15 protein-coding genes are annotated in these 18,723 nt (G+C 49.3%); 13 read left to right on the top strand and 2 right to left on the bottom strand.

Features of this window, described 5'->3' with window-relative positions; all coding sequences use genetic code 11:
• Positions 1-74: 74 nt before the first annotated feature.
• Positions 75-1,220, bottom strand: coding sequence for a Na/Pi symporter (locus RN22_RS11725; protein ID WP_046304418.1), 1,146 nt, complete (start codon positions 1,218-1,220; stop codon positions 75-77).
• 424 nt (positions 1,221-1,644) lie between these two features.
• On the opposite strand from RN22_RS11725, the gene nhaA reads away from it, so the two are divergent.
• The 4 genes from nhaA (at position 1,645) to RN22_RS11705 (ending at position 4,436) form a co-directional block, all read left to right on the top strand.
• On the top strand, positions 1,645-2,835 hold the full coding sequence (gene nhaA, locus RN22_RS11720) for a Na+/H+ antiporter NhaA (protein WP_046304417.1): 1,191 nt from the start codon (positions 1,645-1,647) through the stop codon (positions 2,833-2,835).
• Positions 2,807-3,076, top strand: coding sequence for a hypothetical protein (locus tag RN22_RS11715; RefSeq protein WP_039850264.1), 270 nt, complete (start codon positions 2,807-2,809; stop codon positions 3,074-3,076). Before nhaA ends, RN22_RS11715 begins: the two co-directional genes overlap by 29 nt.
• Positions 3,077-3,136: 60 nt before the next feature.
• Positions 3,137-4,024, top strand: a complete 888-nt coding sequence (nhaR, locus tag RN22_RS11710; RefSeq protein WP_002540359.1) for a transcriptional activator NhaR — start codon at positions 3,137-3,139, stop codon at positions 4,022-4,024.
• A gap of 115 nt (positions 4,025-4,139) precedes the next feature.
• Complete coding sequence (locus RN22_RS11705; protein WP_039850263.1) at positions 4,140-4,436, top strand: metalloregulator ArsR/SmtB family transcription factor; 297 nt, start codon at positions 4,140-4,142, stop codon at positions 4,434-4,436.
• Between the two features lie 62 nt (positions 4,437-4,498).
• On the opposite strand, the gene rpsT is transcribed toward RN22_RS11705, so the two are convergent.
• On the bottom strand, positions 4,499-4,759 hold the full coding sequence (gene rpsT, locus RN22_RS11700) for a 30S ribosomal protein S20 (RefSeq protein ID WP_046304416.1): 261 nt from the start codon (positions 4,757-4,759) through the stop codon (positions 4,499-4,501).
• Positions 4,760-5,055: 296 nt separating this feature from the next.
• Here rpsT and murJ point away from each other — a divergent pair, with 296 nt between their 5' ends.
• The 9 genes from murJ (at position 5,056) to carB (ending at position 18,440) form a co-directional block, all read left to right on the top strand.
• Positions 5,056-6,615 carry a murein biosynthesis integral membrane protein MurJ gene (murJ, locus tag RN22_RS11695; RefSeq protein ID WP_046304415.1) on the top strand — a complete coding sequence of 520 codons (1,560 nt, stop codon included), beginning with the start codon at positions 5,056-5,058 and terminating at the stop codon, positions 6,613-6,615.
• Positions 6,616-6,676: 61 nt separating this feature from the next.
• Positions 6,677-7,618 (top strand): bifunctional riboflavin kinase/FAD synthetase, encoded by a 942-nt coding sequence (ribF, locus tag RN22_RS11690; protein ID WP_046304414.1) that lies wholly within the window; start codon positions 6,677-6,679, stop codon positions 7,616-7,618.
• A gap of 33 nt (positions 7,619-7,651) precedes the next feature.
• Positions 7,652-10,480 (top strand): isoleucine--tRNA ligase, encoded by a 2,829-nt coding sequence (ileS, locus tag RN22_RS11685; RefSeq protein ID WP_046304413.1) that lies wholly within the window; start codon positions 7,652-7,654, stop codon positions 10,478-10,480.
• 22 nt (positions 10,481-10,502) lie between these two features.
• Positions 10,503-11,015: a signal peptidase II gene (gene lspA, locus RN22_RS11680; RefSeq protein ID WP_002540350.1), complete on the top strand. Its 513-nt coding sequence runs from the start codon at positions 10,503-10,505 to the stop codon at positions 11,013-11,015.
• Positions 11,016-11,169: 154 nt separating this feature from the next.
• A complete protein-coding gene (gene fkpB, locus RN22_RS11675; protein ID WP_046304412.1) occupies positions 11,170-11,601 on the top strand; it encodes an FKBP-type peptidyl-prolyl cis-trans isomerase in 432 nt (143 codons plus the stop codon).
• Between the two features lie 21 nt (positions 11,602-11,622).
• Complete coding sequence (ispH, locus tag RN22_RS11670; RefSeq protein WP_197076287.1) at positions 11,623-12,558, top strand: 4-hydroxy-3-methylbut-2-enyl diphosphate reductase; 936 nt, start codon at positions 11,623-11,625, stop codon at positions 12,556-12,558.
• Positions 12,559-12,728: 170 nt separating this feature from the next.
• On the top strand, positions 12,729-13,535 hold the full coding sequence (gene dapB, locus RN22_RS11665; protein ID WP_046304410.1) for a 4-hydroxy-tetrahydrodipicolinate reductase: 807 nt from the start codon (positions 12,729-12,731) through the stop codon (positions 13,533-13,535).
• A gap of 515 nt (positions 13,536-14,050) precedes the next feature.
• Positions 14,051-15,190, top strand: coding sequence for a glutamine-hydrolyzing carbamoyl-phosphate synthase small subunit (carA, locus tag RN22_RS11660; protein WP_046304409.1), 1,140 nt, complete (start codon positions 14,051-14,053; stop codon positions 15,188-15,190).
• A 16-nt stretch (positions 15,191-15,206) separates the two neighbouring features.
• Positions 15,207-18,440 (top strand): carbamoyl-phosphate synthase large subunit, encoded by a 3,234-nt coding sequence (carB, locus tag RN22_RS11655; RefSeq protein ID WP_046304408.1) that lies wholly within the window; start codon positions 15,207-15,209, stop codon positions 18,438-18,440.
• The last annotated feature ends 283 nt before the right edge of the window (positions 18,441-18,723 follow it).

The raw sequence follows: 18,723 nt of genomic DNA, 5'->3' as shown, positions 1-18,723 counted from the left end.
GACCCAGGACCCAGGACCCTAAATAAAAAACGCCCGCATCAGCGGGCGTTTTCAAATCAGTTTGTCAGTATTGCTTATTGGGTTACCAGCATCACCAGCGAAGGAACGGCGATGAATACCAGACCTAAGTAAGCCACGACAGCCATCTTGTTCTTCGCTGCAGCGTCACCCAGCATTTCCGCACACTTCAGTGGGATTTCACGCAGGAATGGTGTACCGAAGATCAGCAGGGTTGCCATGATGTTGAACGCCAGGTGTACCAGAGCGATCTGCAGGGCAAACACTGCGTTAGGACCGGTCACTGCCGTTGCTGCCAGCAGGGCGGTGATACAGGTACCGATGTTCGCGCCCAAAGTGAACGGATACACGTCACGTACTTTCAGTACGTTGGTACCTACCAGTGGAACCATCAGGCTGGTCGTCGTAGAAGAAGACTGAACCAGAATGGTAACCAAAGTACCTGACATGATGCCGTGGATAGGACCGCGACCAATCGCTTTGTGCAGCATTTCTTTTGCACGGCCTACCATCAGAGAGCGCATCAGCTTGCCCATCATGGTGATAGAAGCGAAGATCAGTGCAATACCCAGCAGAGCCAGTACGATGCCGCCCCAGCTACCTGGCAGGGTAGACAGCATATCTTTAGTGCCATTAACCAGTGGCTTGGTGATTGGACCCATAAAGTCCAGACCTTTCATGCTTAGGCTGCCTTCAAACATGAAAGGCGCCACCAACCAGCTTGAGATCTTGTCCAGCAGGCCGAACATCATTTCCAGCGGCAGGAAGATAGCTACAGCAATCAGGTTAAAGAAGTCGTGAACAGTTGCACAGGTAAATGCACGGCGGAATTCATCTTTGCAACGCGCGTGACCTAGACTTACCAATGTGTTGGTCACGGTAGTGCCGATGTTTGCACCCATCACCATAGGAATGGCTGTTTCAACTGGCAGGCCGCCAGCGACGAGACCAACAATAATAGAAGTTACAGTACTGGAAGACTGGATGAGCGCTGTCGCTACGATACCAATCATCAGACCCGCAACGGGATGAGATGCGAATTCAAACAAGGTTCTCGCCTCGTCACCCGCAGCCCATTTGAAACCACTTCCAACCATGGAAACTGCCAGAAGCAGTACATAAAGCATAAGTGCCAGGTTGGCCCAACGTACCCAATTCTTAGAGCTGTTAATCGGTGCAGCAGTAGAAGCTTGGGAGGTCATAAGAGAAATCTCCGTGACAGTTAAATGTCAGATTTGTGTCAGTGAAAGAATCTGGCGCGGATATTAGGTACGAAATATTTCACTAATATGACAGTTATAAGGTGGTGTATCAGCCATTGATAAGAAAGGGTGTAAAGACTTTGTGTCACATGTCTATATTCCTATAAAAAACATGAGGATAAGTTGTTTTTGTGAGGGGTGAAATCGCAGTATAAAAAATAGGCACTTGAACCGTTTTAAGGCTTGATGCAGGCTGGGCTGGAGAGTTTATTACAGAGTCACCGATTTTCTTTGCGAAAAAAGTAACAATTTTGATTGGATACTTCGGATATTTCGATGTTTAATCTCCGAAGAACCGATTTTTCTTTATCGATGATCGGCGCCTAGACTAGTAGAGATTAACTAATTTAACGGAGTGCTTTTAATGACTGATGCAATTCGTCAGTTTATGAAGATGGAGTCAGCTGGTGGTTTAGTGCTGATTTTTGCAGCTATTTTGGCAATGATTGTTGCCAATTCACCTCTGCAGCCAGTGTATGACGGAGTACTTCACAGCTATGTGGCTGGTCTTTCTGTCGCGCATTGGATCAATGACGGCTTGATGGCCATCTTCTTCTTGCTGATTGGACTGGAAGTAAAAAGAGAGCTAATCGAAGGCGCTCTGAATACCAAAGAAAAAGCTATCTTCCCTGCTATTGCTGCTGTCGGCGGTATGGTAGCACCTGCTGCTGTATATCTGGCATTTAATGCTGGCGACCCTGTCACCCAAGCGGGTTGGGCAATTCCAGCCGCGACGGACATTGCATTCGCACTGGGTGTGATGGCGCTGCTGGGCAAACGTGTTCCGTTGGCATTGAAAGTCTTCCTGCTCGCGTTGGCGATTATCGATGACCTTGGCGTTATTGTGATTATTGCGCTGTTCTACAGTAGTGACCTATCAATCGCAGCATTGACTGTTGCTTTCCTTTCTACGGCTGCTCTATTTTTGATGAATGCTAAAGGCGTGACTCAAACGCGGTGGTATTTACTGGTGGGTGCCGTGCTCTGGGTTAGTGTTTTGAAATCAGGTGTGCATGCGACTTTGGCGGGCGTTGTATTGGGCTTTGTGATTCCGCTAGAAGGTGGGAAAGATGGTAAGTCACCGCTCAAAGCACTTGAGCATGCAATACATCCATACGTTGCGTTTCTTATCTTACCTATCTTTGCGTTTGCAAGTGCGGGCGTGTCACTGGAAGGCGTATCAATAGAAAGTCTGACCAATACACTTCCATTGGGGATTGCACTGGGTCTGTTGATTGGTAAGCCTCTGGGTATCTTTACCCTGAGCTGGGCGTCAGTAAAACTGGGTATTGCTCGCCTACCTGAAAACGTAAACTTTAAGCAAATCTTTGCCGTGTCATTGTTGTGTGGTATCGGCTTTACCATGTCCATCTTCATTTCGTCTCTGGCGTTTGTTGGTGTGGATGAAAGCTATATTACCTTCTCACGACTGGGCATTTTGATTGGTTCAACTATCTCGGCTGTGGCAGGTTACGCCCTGCTGAATGCTGTATTGCCGAAATCGAGTGAGGTGGAGGAAGATAGCGATGAGAAAAAAGTTAGCATTGATTATTAGCGGAGTGCTTTTTGCTACACCGGCATTGGCTGCGAACAATTACTCACACTGTTTCGATGATAATTCGACAGAAGTATGTAAAGCGTTCTTAGCCGGGTTGGAAACAACCCAACCCGAGGTTGTAGAAAAAGCATCACTGACAACAACGCCAAGCGTCGACAAAGACACCCTCTTGGGCAGAGCGCTGGAACAGCGCGCCGGAGGTCGCTATAAGACCTCCACCATTGCCAAGAAAGGATAAGCTACCAGTTCAAAACGCCAGTCGCGGATAACGTGTCTGGCGTTTTTTCGTTGAGAACACATGTCACATTTAAACTATAACCACCTCTATTACTTCTGGATGGTCTGTAAGCAAGGTTCAGTGTCCAAGGCGGCTGATGCCTTGTTTCTGACGCCACAGACCGTTACAGGGCAAATCAGGGCGCTAGAAGAGCGGCTCAAAGGTAAGCTGACCAAACGTGCAGGAAGAAACATTGAGCCCACAGAGCTTGGACAGCTCGTATTTAAATATGCGGATAAGATGTTTGGCTTGAGTTATGAAATGCTCGATATCGTGAATTACAGCCAACGTGAGCACCAGTTGTTCGATGTTGGCGTCGCGGACGCACTTTCGAAAAGCCTTGTTAGCCGTGTGCTGCTAAAAGCATTGCCGGAAGACGATGGCATTCATCTACGTTGCTTTGAATCGACCCATGAGTTGCTGTTGGAGCAGCTTAGTCAGCATAAGCTGGATATGATTCTGTCTGATTGCCCGGTTGATTCAACACAAAGCCCTGGGCTATTCAGTGTGAAGATAGGCGAGAGCATGATGAGCTTTTTCTGCTCAGGGGATATCTCCAAGAAGCGTTTTCCTGCTGTCATTGAAGAGCATAAATTGTTAATCCCTAGTACACGCACAGCCATGGGGCGAAAGTTAATGCATTGGTTTGATAGCCAGGGTATCACGCCCACCATTTTGGGAGAGTTTGATGATGCGGCATTGATGAAAGCGTTTGGCTCGAATCATAAAGCTATGTTTGTTGCGCCGACATTTTACTCTTCAGATGTGCTGGAATTACCGAATGTGATGGAAGTGGCGAAAGTTGAAGCACTTAAAGAAGAGTACTATGTGATTTTCGCTGAGCGTATGATTCAGCACCCTGCAGTAAAACGCATATGTGAAGCTGATTTCAGCAAGTTGTTTCACTAATTCTCAACTTCTATATAGCATTCTTAATTGCGAACCGTTGTTACTGACCTGAACAGTGTTAAACTTAAGTCAAACACAAACAAACCTTTAGATGTAATTTTTGCAGGCAGTAAGTATGGAACTAGAAAAAATGCAAGAAGCTGGGCCAAAGGCAGTGCAGTTGCTAAAAGCAATGGCAAACGAGCGCAGACTCTTCATACTTTGTTATCTGCTGGAAGGGGAAATGTCTGTTGGTACGCTGAGTGAGAAGCTCCAGCTCAGTCAGTCTGCATTATCTCAGCATTTGGCTTGGTTGAGACGCGATGGTCTGGTAGCAACAAGAAAAGAAGCGCAGACCGTCTACTATTCGCTGAAGAGTGTCGAAGTGCAAACCATCATGACTACACTGCACCAGTTGTATTGCGCGAAGTAAAACGTTGAACAAATAAAAAAACCGGCCATGAGCCGGTTTTTTTATTTCAAATCGGAGCGCTATTACAGAGCTTTGATTTGAGCAGCCAGAGCAGCTTTATGACGAGCAGCCTTGTTCTTGTGGATCAGGCCTTTAGTAGCCATGCGGTCCAAGATAGGTTGCGTTTCAGCAAATGCTTTAGTAGCCGCTTCTTTATCGCCTGCTGCGATAGCTGCGATAGTTTTTTTCATGTAAGTGCGCATCATTGAGCGACGGCTTGCATTGTGCTGGCGACGCTTCTCAGATTGGATTGCACGCTTCTTAGCAGATTTGATATTCGCCAAGGGTCTAACTCCCAAATCTTATATTCGGTGACAATTTAAGGCCGAGGAATATGCCTCGTTTTACCCGAGTTGTCAATTCATTTGTGCAAATATCCGCCGCACTCACCTTAAGATTGGCGTGCTGCGAACATCGCGGTTAATATGGCGGCAGATTCTACCAGCATTCTTTACTTGAAGTAAGCCTTTTATCTGTGCTTTTCGTGCTATTCAAGATGCCTTCTTTCTATTTATAACTACAGGGGGCGCGCGCGAAAGGCAGGTAGGTTTACTTCCTTTTGTTTTTTAAGGGGATATAGGTGTCAAAGCGATTACTTCGCTCTGGATTGATTGTCAGTTCAATGACCATGATTTCGCGCGTAATGGGTCTTGTACGCGATGTGGTGATAGCGAATTTAATGGGGGCAGGCGCGGCGGCGGATGTTTTCTTCTTTGCCAACAAAATCCCTAACTTCCTGCGACGTCTTTTCGCTGAAGGTGCATTCTCACAGGCTTTCGTCCCAGTGCTGGCAGAATATCAAGCCAGTGATGATAAAACCAAAACCCGGGAACTGATTGCGTATGTGTCGGGCACACTGGGTCTGTTGGTGACAATAGTCACCTTGATTGGTGTGATTGCCTCACCGGTTATCACTGCCTTGTTCGGGATGGGGTGGTTCCTTGATTGGGTGAACGATGGCCCTTCGTCACACAAATTTGAGCTGGCCTCTCTGATACTAAAGATCACCTTCCCATACCTTTGGTTTATTACCTTTGTGGCACTGGCTGGGTCAATATTAAACACCTTGGGTCGGTTTGCGGTGTCCTCTTTTACGCCGGTATTCCTGAATATCGCCATGATTTCGGCAGCGATATGGATATCACCAAACATGGACCAGCCAGAAATAGGTTTGGGTATTGGTGTTTTTCTTGGCGGTCTGATCCAGTTCGGCTTCCAAATCCCGTTCCTTTATCGAGAAGGGATGCTGGTTCGCCCTAAGTGGGGCTGGTCGCATCCAGGCGTGGCAAAAATTCGTACCCTGATGATTCCTGCTTTGTTTGGGGTTTCTGTTAGCCAGATTAACCTATTGCTTGATACCTTCATCGCGAGTTTCCTGGCAACAGGTTCTATCAGTTGGCTTTACTACTCTGATCGCTTGCTAGAGTTTCCATTAGGTTTGTTCGGTATTGCCATCGCAACAGTGATTCTTCCTGCGCTCTCCAAAAAACATGTGGAGCAATCTTCAGGACATTTTGCGTCCACCATGGATTGGGGGGTACGCATGGTGCTGCTGCTTGGTGTTCCTGCGATGGTGGGTATGATTGTGCTTGCCAAGCCTATGTTGATGGTTCTCTTTATGCGCGGGGAGTTTGGCGCTGATGATGTTAATGCGGCAGCCATGTCACTTATCGCTTATTCGTCAGGTCTGCTTAACTTTATGTTGATTAAGGTGTTGGCACCTGGCTACTACGCCCGGCAGGACACAAAAACACCAGTACGCTACGGCATCATCGCCATGGCGAGCAATATGGTATTCAACCTGATTTTTGCCTATTTCTACGGTTATGTAGGCTTGGCGATCGCGACGGCGCTATCTGCTTTGGTCAATGCAGGCTTGCTATATCGTGGCCTCCACAAACAACAGGTTTACCGCGTAAGCAAAGATACGGTGATTTTCACCCTGCGACTTATCGTGGGTGTGGCACTCATGGGGGCGGTGGTTTATCACTTCATGCCGGTATTTGAGCAGTGGCTGGTGATGGATTTGTGGCAAAGAGTTTATACGCTGACCGGCTTAATTGCTGCGGGCGCAATCACTTACGTAGTCTCGCTGGTGATTTTGGGTCTGCGACCACATCAACTTCGCGCGGAAGGCTGATTGCGGCTTCTGATTAGTATATAATCCGTCGGTTTTTTAAGGGGAAAGCTGTTTTACCGCTATGGAATTAATTCGGGGTATCCATAACATCCGCGACAGACATCGTGGTTGCGTGCTGACAATCGGTAACTTTGACGGTGTCCATTTGGGTCATCAGGAAGTGCTGCGCCGCGTGGTGGAAAAAGCGCGTGAGCTTGGATTACCTTCAACGGTAATGTTGTTTGAGCCTCAACCGCGAGAGCTATTTTCAGGAGAAAATGCCCCGGCACGGCTCACCCGACTTCGCGATAAGTATGTTCAACTCGCCAAATTGGGTGTTGAGCGTCTCGTCATGGTTAACTTCAACGCCAAATTCGCCTCTATCACGCCGCATGACTTCGTTCATCGCTTGTTGGCTGAACAATTGGGTGTTAAGTTTCTCGTGGTTGGTGATGATTTTCGCTTTGGCGCTAAGCGTCAGGGCGATTTTTGTTATCTGCAAAACGAAGCGACAACGGCTGGCTTTGAGGTGGTAAGCACCGACAGCTTTACTGTCTCTGAACAACGTGTCAGCAGTACAGCCATTCGTAATGAATTGGCTGCAGGGCATCAGAGTGAAGCAGAAGCGATGCTTGGTCGCCCTTACAGCATTAGCGGTCGTGTTTCCCATGGTAAAAAGTTAGGTCGAACCATAGGCTTCCCGACCGCAAATGTTCCGCTCAAGCGTCGTGTATCTCCGGTTTCCGGTGTCTATGTGGTGCGTGTTGGTGGAATTGAAGAAGAACAATGGCTGGGTGGTGTAGCGAATGTCGGTACACGGCCTACTGTCAACGGTGTGCGCCAACAACTGGAAGTACACCTTTTTGACCTGGAGCGTGATCTCTATGGTCTTCAAATCGAAGTGCAGCTTTTACATAAACTGCGTGACGAGATGAAATTTGGCTCGCTCGATGAGTTGAAAGCCCAAATCGGAATTGATGCCCAGACAGCGCGTGCGTGGCTGGCTGAGCATGATGAGAAATAATGTCTAAACGTCCATATACGGAATGAACAATCAATGAGTGACTTTAAAGATACCTTAAACCTGCCGGAAACCGCGTTTCCGATGCGAGGTAATCTTGCACAGCGCGAGCCACAGATGCTCAAGCGCTGGTACGACGAAGATCTTTACGGTGAAATCCGTAAAGCTAAGAAAGGCAAAAAATCTTTCATTTTGCATGACGGCCCTCCGTATGCGAACGGCAATATTCACATTGGTCACTCCGTAAACAAAATTCTTAAAGACATTATTATTAAGTCCAAAACCCTTTCGGACTTCGACGCACCTTACGTACCAGGTTGGGACTGTCACGGCCTGCCTATTGAACTGATGGTTGAGAAGAAAGTCGGCAAGCCAGGCCAGAAAGTGTCTGCTGCTGAATTCCGTCAGAAGTGTCGTGAGTACGCCGCGAAGCAGGTTGAAGGCCAGAAGGCTGATTTCAAACGTCTGGGCGTGTTGGGTGAGTGGGACAAACCATACCTGACCATGGATTTTGATACCGAAGCAAACATCATCCGTGCACTGGGTAAAATCGCCGGTAACGGTCACCTGCACAAAGGTTTCAAACCTGTTCACTGGTGTACTGACTGTGGTTCTGCACTGGCAGAAGCTGAAGTCGAGTACTACAACAAAGTTTCTCCTTCAATCGATGTCATGTTCGGTGCTGTCGATGAAGCAGCAGTGCTGTCTAAGTTCAACCTGAACGAAGGTCATGCAGGTCAAGGTGATGTGTCTATCGTTATTTGGACCACCACACCTTGGACTCTGCCAGCGAACCGTGCAGTTGCGGTTTCTGATGCGCTGGAATATGTGCTGGTTCAGGTGGAAGGTGAAACGCCACGTCGTCTGATCATGGCAGCAGAGCTTGCGAAAGATGTGATGGATCGTGCCGGTATCGAGCACTTCCATAATCTGGGTTTCTGTAAAGGTGATGCGCTGGAACTGCTGCGCTTTAACCACCCGTTCTACAGCTTCGATGTTCCTGTGATCCTGGGCGATCACGTAACGACTGAATCAGGTACTGGTGTTGTTCACACGGCACCTGGTCACGGCCAGGAAGACTTCGCGGTTGGTCAAAAGTACAACCTTGAAGTAGCAAACCCAGTAGGTAGCAACGGTGTTTACTTGCCGGACACAGAGCTGTTTGCAGGTCAACACGTATTGAAAGCGAACGATAACGTGGTTGAAGTGCTTAAAGAGCACGGTGCGCTGCTGCATCACCACGCTTACGAGCACAGCTATCCGCATTGCTGGCGCCACAAAACGCCAATTATCTTCCGTGCAACGCCTCAGTGGTTTATCTCTATGGAGAAAGCGGGCCTGCGTGCAAAAGCACTGGAAGAAATCAAAAACGTACAGTGGATCCCTGAGTGGGGCCAGAACCGTATTGAGTCAATGGTAGAAGGTCGTCCTGACTGGTGTATTTCACGTCAGCGTACCTGGGGTGTGCCAATTGCTCTGTTCGTTCATAAAGAAACGGCAGAGCTTCACCCGAACACCGTTGAGCTGATTGAGCAAGTAGCTCAGAAAGTTGAACAGTCTGGCATCCAGGCATGGTGGGATTTAGACGCTGAAGAATTGCTTGGTGCAGAAGCGGCGAACTACGAGAAAGTGCTGGACACCCTGGACGTATGGTTCGATTCAGGTGCAACGCACTATGCAGTGGTTAACCAGCGTGAAGAGTTTGGCGGTCACGAAGCAGATATGTATCTGGAAGGTTCAGACCAACACCGCGGTTGGTTCCAGTCTTCCCTGATGACCTCTGTAGCGATCAAGAACCACGCCCCTTACAAGCAGGTTCTGACGCACGGCTTCACTGTTGACGGCCAAGGCCGCAAGATGTCGAAGTCTATCGGTAACGTGGTTTCACCTCAGGACGTGATGAACAAGCTGGGTGGCGACATCCTGCGTCTGTGGGTGGCATCGACTGACTACACCGGTGAGATGACAGTTTCTGACGAAATCCTGAAACGCAGTGCAGACGCATACCGTCGTATTCGTAACACCGCGCGCTTCCTGCTGGCGAACCTGAACGGTTTCAACCCTGAAACTGATATGGTTGCAGCGGAAGATCTGGTAGTTGCAGACCGCTGGGCAGTGGGTAAAGCACTGGAAGCTCAGGAAGAGATCGTGAAAGCGTTTGAAGAGTGTAACTTCCACGCTGTTACGCAACGTCTGATGCAGTTCTGTTCGGTTGAGATGGGTTCATTCTATCTGGACATCATTAAAGACCGTCAGTACACCGCGAAAGCGGGTGGTCACGCACACCGTAGCTGTCAAACTGCGCTATTCCACATTGTGGAAGCACTGGTTCGCTGGATGGCGCCAATCATGTCGTTCACTGCAGATGAAATCTGGAACGAGATGCCAGGCAACCGTAACAAGTTCGTTTTCACCGAAGTATGGTACGACGGTCTGTTTGGTCTGGGTGAAGACGAGCAACTGAACAATGCATTCTGGGCTGAACTGCTTCGCGTACGCGGTGCAGTGAACAAGGTTCTGGAAGCTGCTCGTAACGAGAAAACTATCGGTGGTTCTCTGGAAGCAGAAGTGACGCTTTACGCGAAACCTGAGTTTGCAGCCAAGCTGCAGGCAATGGGTGATGAACTGCGCTTCGTGCTGCTGACTTCAAAAGCTGAGGTCGTTGCTACTGATGCTGCACCAGAAGCGGCGGTAGCGACTGACGTTGAAGGTCTGTCTGTTGCTGTTGCCAAGTCTGACGCAGAGAAGTGCGATCGTTGCTGGCACCATGTTGCGGATGTTGGCACCATCGAAGGTCATGAAGCGATTTGTGGCCGTTGCGTAAGCAACATCGATGGCGAAGGCGAAAAGCGCCAGTTCGCGTAACAGGCAACGATAGGAAAGCTGGATGAAAGATCTGACAGCGAAACAATCAGGATTGCGTTGGCTATGGCTAGCGCTTCTGGTGTTCGTTCTGGATATCGGCAGCAAATTGCTGGTGATGAATACCATGGGTTACGGCTGGTCGAACCGCATTGAGGTCCTGCCGTTTTTTAACCTGCTTTATGTTCATAACTACGGCGCCGCGTTCAGCTTTCTGAGCGATGCAGGTGGCTGGCAACGTTGGTTCTTTGCTGCCATCGCATTGGGTGTTTCCGGCATGCTGGTTTACTGGATGCGCCAAACACCCTCGACGAACCGTATACTGAATGTTGCGTATGCTTTGGTCATTGGCGGCGCTATCGGTAACTTGTTTGACCGATTGGTACATGGCTATGTGGTCGATTTTCTTGATTTCTATGTCGGTAACTACCACTGGCCAGCGTTCAACCTCGCTGATACGGGGATTGTGATTGGTGCGGTATTGATTGTGCTGGATAGCATCATCGCATCAAAAAAGCCTCAAGCTGAAGCTGAATAACCTTCGCGCTATGCGACGAAGAGATAATCATTGGCGCTGACTGCTCTGTGGTCGGCGCCAAGTCGTATAAATACCTTGATAACCCAAGTTAAATTGGGGATTTAAGGGCTCTGTTGCTTTTGGTAAATTGCCCGCCAACAAAGGATGTGAGTTAATGGCGCAAATTATTGCAAACAGTGAAGTCATCATGCACTTCACTATCAAACTCGAAGATGGCTCTGTAGCCGACAGCACGAAAACCTCTGGTAAGCCAGCCAAACTGGTGATGGGCGATGGCAGTCTGACGGAGAACTTCGAAAAATGTCTGTTGGGATTAACTGAAGGTGAGTCTGCAAGCTTCACGCTTGAACCTGAAGATGCCTTTGGTCAACCAAACCCAGACAACGTCCAGCACATGGACAGAAGCTTGTTTGCGGGTGATGCACCAGCAGAAGAAGGCACCATCATCGCCTTCTCAGGCCCAGGCGGTCAGGAGATCCCAGGCTTAATCACAGAAGTGGCGGGCGAGTCTGTGACAGTGGATTTCAATCACCCACTGGCGGGACACCGTGTTATCTTTGACGTTGAAATTGTCAGTGTTGCTTAAAAAGGCTATTCCATGAAAGTCATGCTAGCTAACCCTCGTGGTTTTTGTGCCGGTGTTGATCGAGCGATCAGCATCGTTGAACGTGCTCTGGAACTCTACCAGCCACCGATTTATGTGCGTCACGAAGTGGTACATAACCGCTTTGTCGTGGAAGGCTTGAAAGCACGCGGCGCGGTATTTGTTGAAGAACTCAGTGAAGTGCCAGACGACAGCATTGTGATTTTCTCTGCGCACGGTGTGTCGCAGGCAGTGCGAAATGAAGCAAAAGCCCGAGCGTTGACCGTGTTTGATGCAACTTGCCCATTGGTGACCAAAGTTCATATGGAAGTGGCACGTGCCAGCCGCCGTAACATGGAAGTGGTGTTAATTGGCCATGCTGGTCATCCAGAAGTTGAAGGTACTATGGGACAGTACGCCAGCGAAACTGGAGGCATGTATCTGGTAGAGAAACCTGAAGATGTCTACAAGCTGGACGTGAAAGATCCATCAAACCTTCATTTCGTCAGCCAAACGACCTTGTCTGTGGATGAGACAGCAGAAGTCATTGAGACGCTGCGCAAAGTCTTCCCGGACATTCAGGGCCCACGTAAAGATGACATCTGTTACGCAACGCAAAACCGCCAGGATGCCGTTCGCGATCTCGCGACCCAGTGTGACGTCCTAGTCGTTGTGGGCTCAAAGAACAGCTCGAACTCAAATCGTTTGCGGGAACTTAGTGAAAAACTGGGAACTCCAGGTTATCTGACTGATTGTGCCGAAGACGTCAAAGCCGAATGGTTTGAAGGTAAATCCAAAGTCGGGATTACCGCAGGTGCATCTGCGCCGGAAGAGTTGGTGAACCTCATTATCGCCCGTATTGAAGAGTTGGGCGGTACTTCGGTGGAAGAGCTGAAAGGTCGTGAAGAGAACATGTTCTTTGAAGTACCACGTGAGCTTCAAGTAAAAGAAGTGCATTGATCGATAAAACCGAAAGGGAGCGAAGGCTCCCTTTTTTACGCCGCCATTCCCGCGATTGACCGCGCAGAGGTTGATTCACATCACGCGGCGAAAAGGGTAGAGTGGTTATCCAGTTACGAACATAACGCGCACAAAATGGCGTGATGACAGGAAGTTAAAAGGGGAAACAGATGGTTCGCATTGCAATTGCGGGCGCTGCCGGACGCATGGGCCGACAGCTTATTCAGGCGACTGATGCGATGGAAGGCGCGGTTCTGGCTGCAGCAAGTGAGCGTCCTGAGTCGAGCTTGATTGGTACCGACGCAGGTGAACTGGCAGGTATTGGTAAGCGCGATGTAGCAATCGTTGATGATTTGGCGAAAGTGGCCGATCAATTTGATGTCATCATTGACTTCACCGCACCAGTAGCGACGTTGGCAAACATTGAGCTTTGCCGCGCTCATGGTAAGCGACTGGTGATCGGTACGACTGGCTTTAGTGAAGAGCAGCGCGCACAGATTGATGCAGCTACCGATGTTGGTATCGTCATGGCGCCAAACTACAGCGTGGGTGTGAACCTCGTTTTCAAACTGCTCGAGAAAGCCGCCAAAGTGATGGGCGGTTACTGTGACATTGAAATCGTTGAAGCGCACCACAGACATAAAGTGGATGCTCCATCAGGTACAGCAATTGGTATGGGTGAAGCTATCGCGGGTGCCATGGGTAACAATCTGAGCGATGTTGCTGTATATGCCCGTGAAGGTATTACCGGTGAGCGTACCCGGGATGAGATTGGTTTTGCGACCATCCGAGCAGGCGATATCGTCGGCGAGCATACTGCTATGTTTGCAGACATTGGTGAACGCGTGGAAATTACTCACAAAGCCTCTAATCGTATGACCTTTGCCAATGGTGCTGTTCGCGCCGCGGTGTGGTTGGCTGCAAAAGATGCGGGCTTCTATACCATGCAAGACGTGCTTGAACTGGATACCTTGTAAGTCACTCGTTTTTCCAGTCAATACGCTTTCATATAACTATGCAGTGTCTTTCTGTATGCTGCATAGTTTTTCTCAATAAATGGCAATTTTATTTAAATAGTCGCCATTTGCAGAAATCCTCCAACTTAACTGTGTTTTAAGTGTCATCGGTTTGGGATTTATGGTTAAGCCATCAAAAACCAAACTAAACTCCGATAATAAAAACGGTTGCGTGATGACCTGACTGTATTTCTTTCCCGTCTCATCCTTCCATCCTTAAAGTGTTAACCTGTACGATGAAATTTCGTATGAAATCCTCAGATAACCATCACTTTTGCCTGTTTGAGAGGCAAAATCTCAGCTGCAGGCTATAAGTAATATTCTTTTTTTTGCCACTTATTGACAGCTTGTGAATCGATCTCTAGAATGCGCGCAATTTGTCAAAATTCAGCTTTAGTGATTTTTGACACTTGTATGGAATGCTTTGATGCAAGATTATATAGTTTTTCTGCATCTTTATTGATTTGGAGGTTGTCTTGAGCAAGTCTGCGCTCTTAGTCCTGGAAGACGGGACTGTATTCCACGGTGAATCCATTGGTGCTGATGGAACCGCTGTTGGTGAAGTTGTTTTCAATACCTCGATGACGGGGTACCAAGAAATTCTCACCGACCCTTCCTATTCCCAGCAAATCGTTACTCTTACTTATCCCCACATTGGCAATACCGGTACTAATACCGAAGACGAAGAATCCTCAAAAATCCATGCTCAAGGCCTGGTAATCCGCGACCTCCCCCTTATCGCTTCTAACTTTCGTAATCAGCAATCCCTTTCTGATTATCTGAAATCCCAAAACATCGTTGGCATCGCTGACATCGACACCCGTAAGCTGACCCGTTTGCTGCGTGAAAAAGGCGCTCAGAATGGTTGCATCGTTGCGGGCGACAACATCGATGAAGCGCTGGCACTGGCAAAAGCCAAAGAGTTCCCAGGCCTGAAAGGCATGGATCTGGCGAAAGAAGTGACGACAGCTGAAGCGTACGAGTGGAAACAAGGCTCATGGACGCTGGAAGGCGGCCTGCCAGAAGCGAAAGATGACAGCGAACTGCCTTATCACGTAGTGGCTTATGATTTCGGCGCGAAACGTAACATTCTGCGTATGTTGGTTGACCGTGGCTGTCGCTTGACTGTGGTTCCAGCTCAGACTTCAGCAGAAGAAGTGCTGGCAATGAATCCAGACGGTGTGTTCCTGTCAAACGGCCCTGGCGACCCAGAGCCATGTACTTATGCTATCGAAGCGACCAAGGTGTTCCTAGAGAAAGGCTTACCAATCTTTGGTATCTGTCTGGGCCACCAAATCTTGGCACTGGCATCAGGTGCACAAACCGTGAAGATGAAGTTCGGTCACCACGGTGCGAACCACCCGGTTAAAGACTTGGACCGCAATGTCGTGATGATCACCAGCCAGAACCACGGCTTTGCAGCAGACGAAGAGACGCTGCCAGCTAACCTGCGCGCGACGCACAAATCTCTGTTCGACGGCTCACTGCAAGGCATCCACCGTACGGATAAGCCTGCATTTAGCTTCCAGGGCCACCCTGAAGCGAGCCCAGGTCCGCACGATGCGGCACCGCTTTTCGACCACTTTATTGAACTGATCAAGCAACACAGCGCGTAATCCGGAGTAGCAGAGAATGCCAAAACGTACAGATATTCAAAGTATTCTTATCCTTGGCGCAGGCCCGATTGTTATCGGTCAGGCGTGTGAGTTCGACTATTCAGGTGCACAGGCGTGTAAAGCGCTGCGTGAAGAGGGTTACCGCGTAATTCTGGTGAACTCTAACCCTGCCACCATAATGACTGACCCAGAGATGGCTGATGCGACTTACATCGAGCCAATCCAGTGGGAAGTGGTACGCAACATCATCGCTAAAGAGCGCCCAGATGCAGTTCTGCCTACCATGGGTGGCCAGACAGCGCTGAACTGTGCACTGGATCTGGAAAAACACGGCGTACTGGCTGAGTTCGGCGTGGAGATGATTGGTGCAACGGCGGACGCAATTGATAAAGCAGAAGACCGTTCACGTTTCGACAAAGCCATGAAGTCTATCGGTCTGGAATGTCCACGCGCTGACACGGCGAAAACCATGGAAGAGGCTTACAAAGTCCTCGATATGGTTGGTTTCCCATGTATCATCCGTCCTTCTTTCACTATGGGTGGTACCGGTGGCGGTATCGCGTATAACAAAGAAGAGTTCGACGAAATCTGTCGCCGCGGTCTGGATCTCTCCCCAACCAATGAGCTGCTGATTGACGAATCTCTGATCGGTTGGAAAGAGTACGAAATGGAAGTGGTTCGCGACAAAGCGGACAACTGTATCATCGTGTGTTCTATCGAGAACTTCGATGCCATGGGTATCCACACCGGCGACTCCATCACGGTTGCACCTGCGCAGACCTTGACTGACAAAGAATACCAACTGATGCGTAATGCATCGCTGGCGGTTCTGCGTGAAATCGGCGTTGAAACCGGTGGCTCTAACGTTCAGTTCGGTATCAACCCGAAAGATGGCCGTATGGTTATCATCGAAATGAACCCACGTGTATCACGCTCTTCTGCACTGGCATCGAAAGCAACGGGTTTCCCGATTGCAAAAGTGGCAGCGAAACTGGCTGTTGGTTTCACCCTTGATGAGCTGATGAACGACATCACTGGTGGTGCAACACCAGCGTCTTTCGAACCGACCATTGACTATGTGGTTACCAAGATCCCACGCTTCAACTTCGAAAAATTTGCGGGCGCGAATGACCGCCTGACTACCCAGATGAAATCTGTTGGTGAAGTCATGGCTATCGGCCGTAACCAGCAGGAATCACTGCACAAAGCGCTGCGTGGTCTGGAAGTAGGTGCGACCGGTTTCGACGAGATGGTTGACCTGGATGAGCCAGATGCATTGACCAAAATCCGCCACGAGCTGAAAGATGCAGGCGCAGAACGTATTTGGTATATCGCAGATGCATTCCGTGCGGGCATGTCCGTAGACGGTGTGTTCAAACTGACCAATATCGATCGCTGGTTCCTGGTTCAAATCGAAGAGATTGTGAAGCTGGAAGCGGAAATCAAAGAAGGCGGCTTTGCTGGCCTGAATGCGAAAGTATTGCGCAAACTGAAGCGTAAAGGTTTCTCCGATGCACGCCTGAGCAAGCTGCTGGGTGTGAGCGAAAGCGAAATCCGCAAACTGCGCGACCAGTACGATATTCACCCTGTCTACAAGCGTGTAGATACCTGTGCAGCAGAATTCTCTTCTGACACGGCGTACATGTACTCATCTTACGATGAAGAGTGTGAAGCGAACCCTTCAGATAAAGACAAGATCATGGTTCTGGGCGGCGGTCCAAACCGTATCGGTCAAGGTATAGAATTCGACTACTGCTGTGTACACGCATCACTGGCACTGCGCGAAGACGGCTACGAAACCATCATGGTTAACTGTAACCCTGAGACAGTTTCTACTGACTACGACACCTCAGACCGTTTGTACTTCGAACCGGTAACACTGGAAGACGTACTGGCCATTGCGCGTGTTGAAAAGCCTAAAGGCGTTATCGTTCAGTATGGTGGCCAAACACCACTGAAACTGGCGCGTGCGCTGGAAGCGGCAGGTGTGCCAATTATCGGTACCAGCCCTGATGCTATCGACCGTGCAGAAGACCGTGAGCGTTTCCAAGCAGCAGTTGAGCGTCTTGGCCTGAAGCAGCCAGAGAATGCGACCGTGACTGCACTTGAGCAAGCGGTAGAAAAGTCTCGTGAAATCGGTTACCCGCTGGTGGTTCGCCCTTCTTATGTACTGGGCGGCCGCGCAATGGAAATCGTTTACGACGAAAGCGACTTACGCCGTTACTTCAATGAAGCGGTAAGCGTGTCTAACGAATCACCAGTTCTGCTGGACCGTTTCCTGGATGACGCGACGGAAGTTGACGTCGATGCAATCTGCGACGGTGAGCGCGTGGTTATCGGTGGCATCATGGAACACATCGAACAAGCGGGTGTTCACTCTGGTGACTCTGCATGTTCACTGCCTGCTTACACCCTGAGCCAAGAGATTCAGGACGAGATGCGCCGTCAGGTAGAGAAACTGGCCTTTGAGCTGGGCGTTCGTGGCCTGATGAATACTCAGTTTGCAGTAAAAGATGGCGAAGTTTACCTGATTGAGGTGAACCCACGTGCAGCGCGTACGGTACCTTTCGTATCAAAAGCGACCGGCGCACCACTGGCGAAGATTGCTGCTCGTGTTATGGCGGGTCAGTCTCTGGAGTCACAGGGTTTCACTCAGGAAATCATTCCTCCTTACTATTCAGTGAAAGAAGTGGTTCTGCCATTCAACAAGTTCCCTGGCGTTGACCCACTGCTTGGCCCTGAAATGCGTTCAACCGGTGAAGTCATGGGTGTGGGCGACACGTTTGCAGAAGCGTTTGCGAAAGCAGATCTTGGCTGTGGCAAAACTTACACTGAGCAAGGTCGCGCATTGCTGTCTGTTCGTAACAACGACAAACAACGTGTTGTTGACCTGGCAGCCAAGCTGATCAAGCTGGGCTTCGAGCTGGATGCGACTCACGGTACTGCGGTTGTTCTTGGCGAAGCGGGCATCAACCCACGCCTGGTGAACAAAGTACACGAAGGCCGTCCTCACATTCTTGACCGTATCAAGAACGGTGAGTACAGCTACATCATCAATACCACCGAAGGTCGTCAAGCGATTGAGGACTCGAAGGTACTTCGTCGCGGCGCACTGGCAGAGAAGGTGAACTACACCACTACGCTGAACGCAGCCTTCGCAACCTGTATGGCTCATGCAGCAGCCGACCTGTCGAAAGTGAATTCAGTACAAGAACTGCACGCACGCGTGGCAGAAAAGTACGGTAAATAATTAACAAAACTGCCCCGAACGATTTGGAGCTGACGCTTTGAGTTGTGAGGGGCGACTAATGAGTCGGCAGTAAGCCGACCGTTACGATAACCTCCTTGCCCGCCTTAATGGCGGGCTTTTTTATGTTTTTAGTTTTTAGGGGCTGTTGATCTTTGGTGATGATTTTTGCAGCAGTTTGTGGGGATTTTATGCAAGGCAGAGGCTTCGATGTGTAGCTAGCCTACATGAGAAGCCGATAACGCAGCAGAAATTCCCCACAAACGCCTGTCTCTTATACACATCT

Source organism: Grimontia sp. AD028 (genome assembly GCF_000973155.1).
Classification (GTDB): Bacteria; Pseudomonadota; Gammaproteobacteria; order Enterobacterales; family Vibrionaceae; genus Enterovibrio; species Enterovibrio indicus.
The sequence above is the reverse complement of the archived record's forward strand: the minus strand, read 5'-3'. Positions and strand labels throughout refer to the sequence as shown.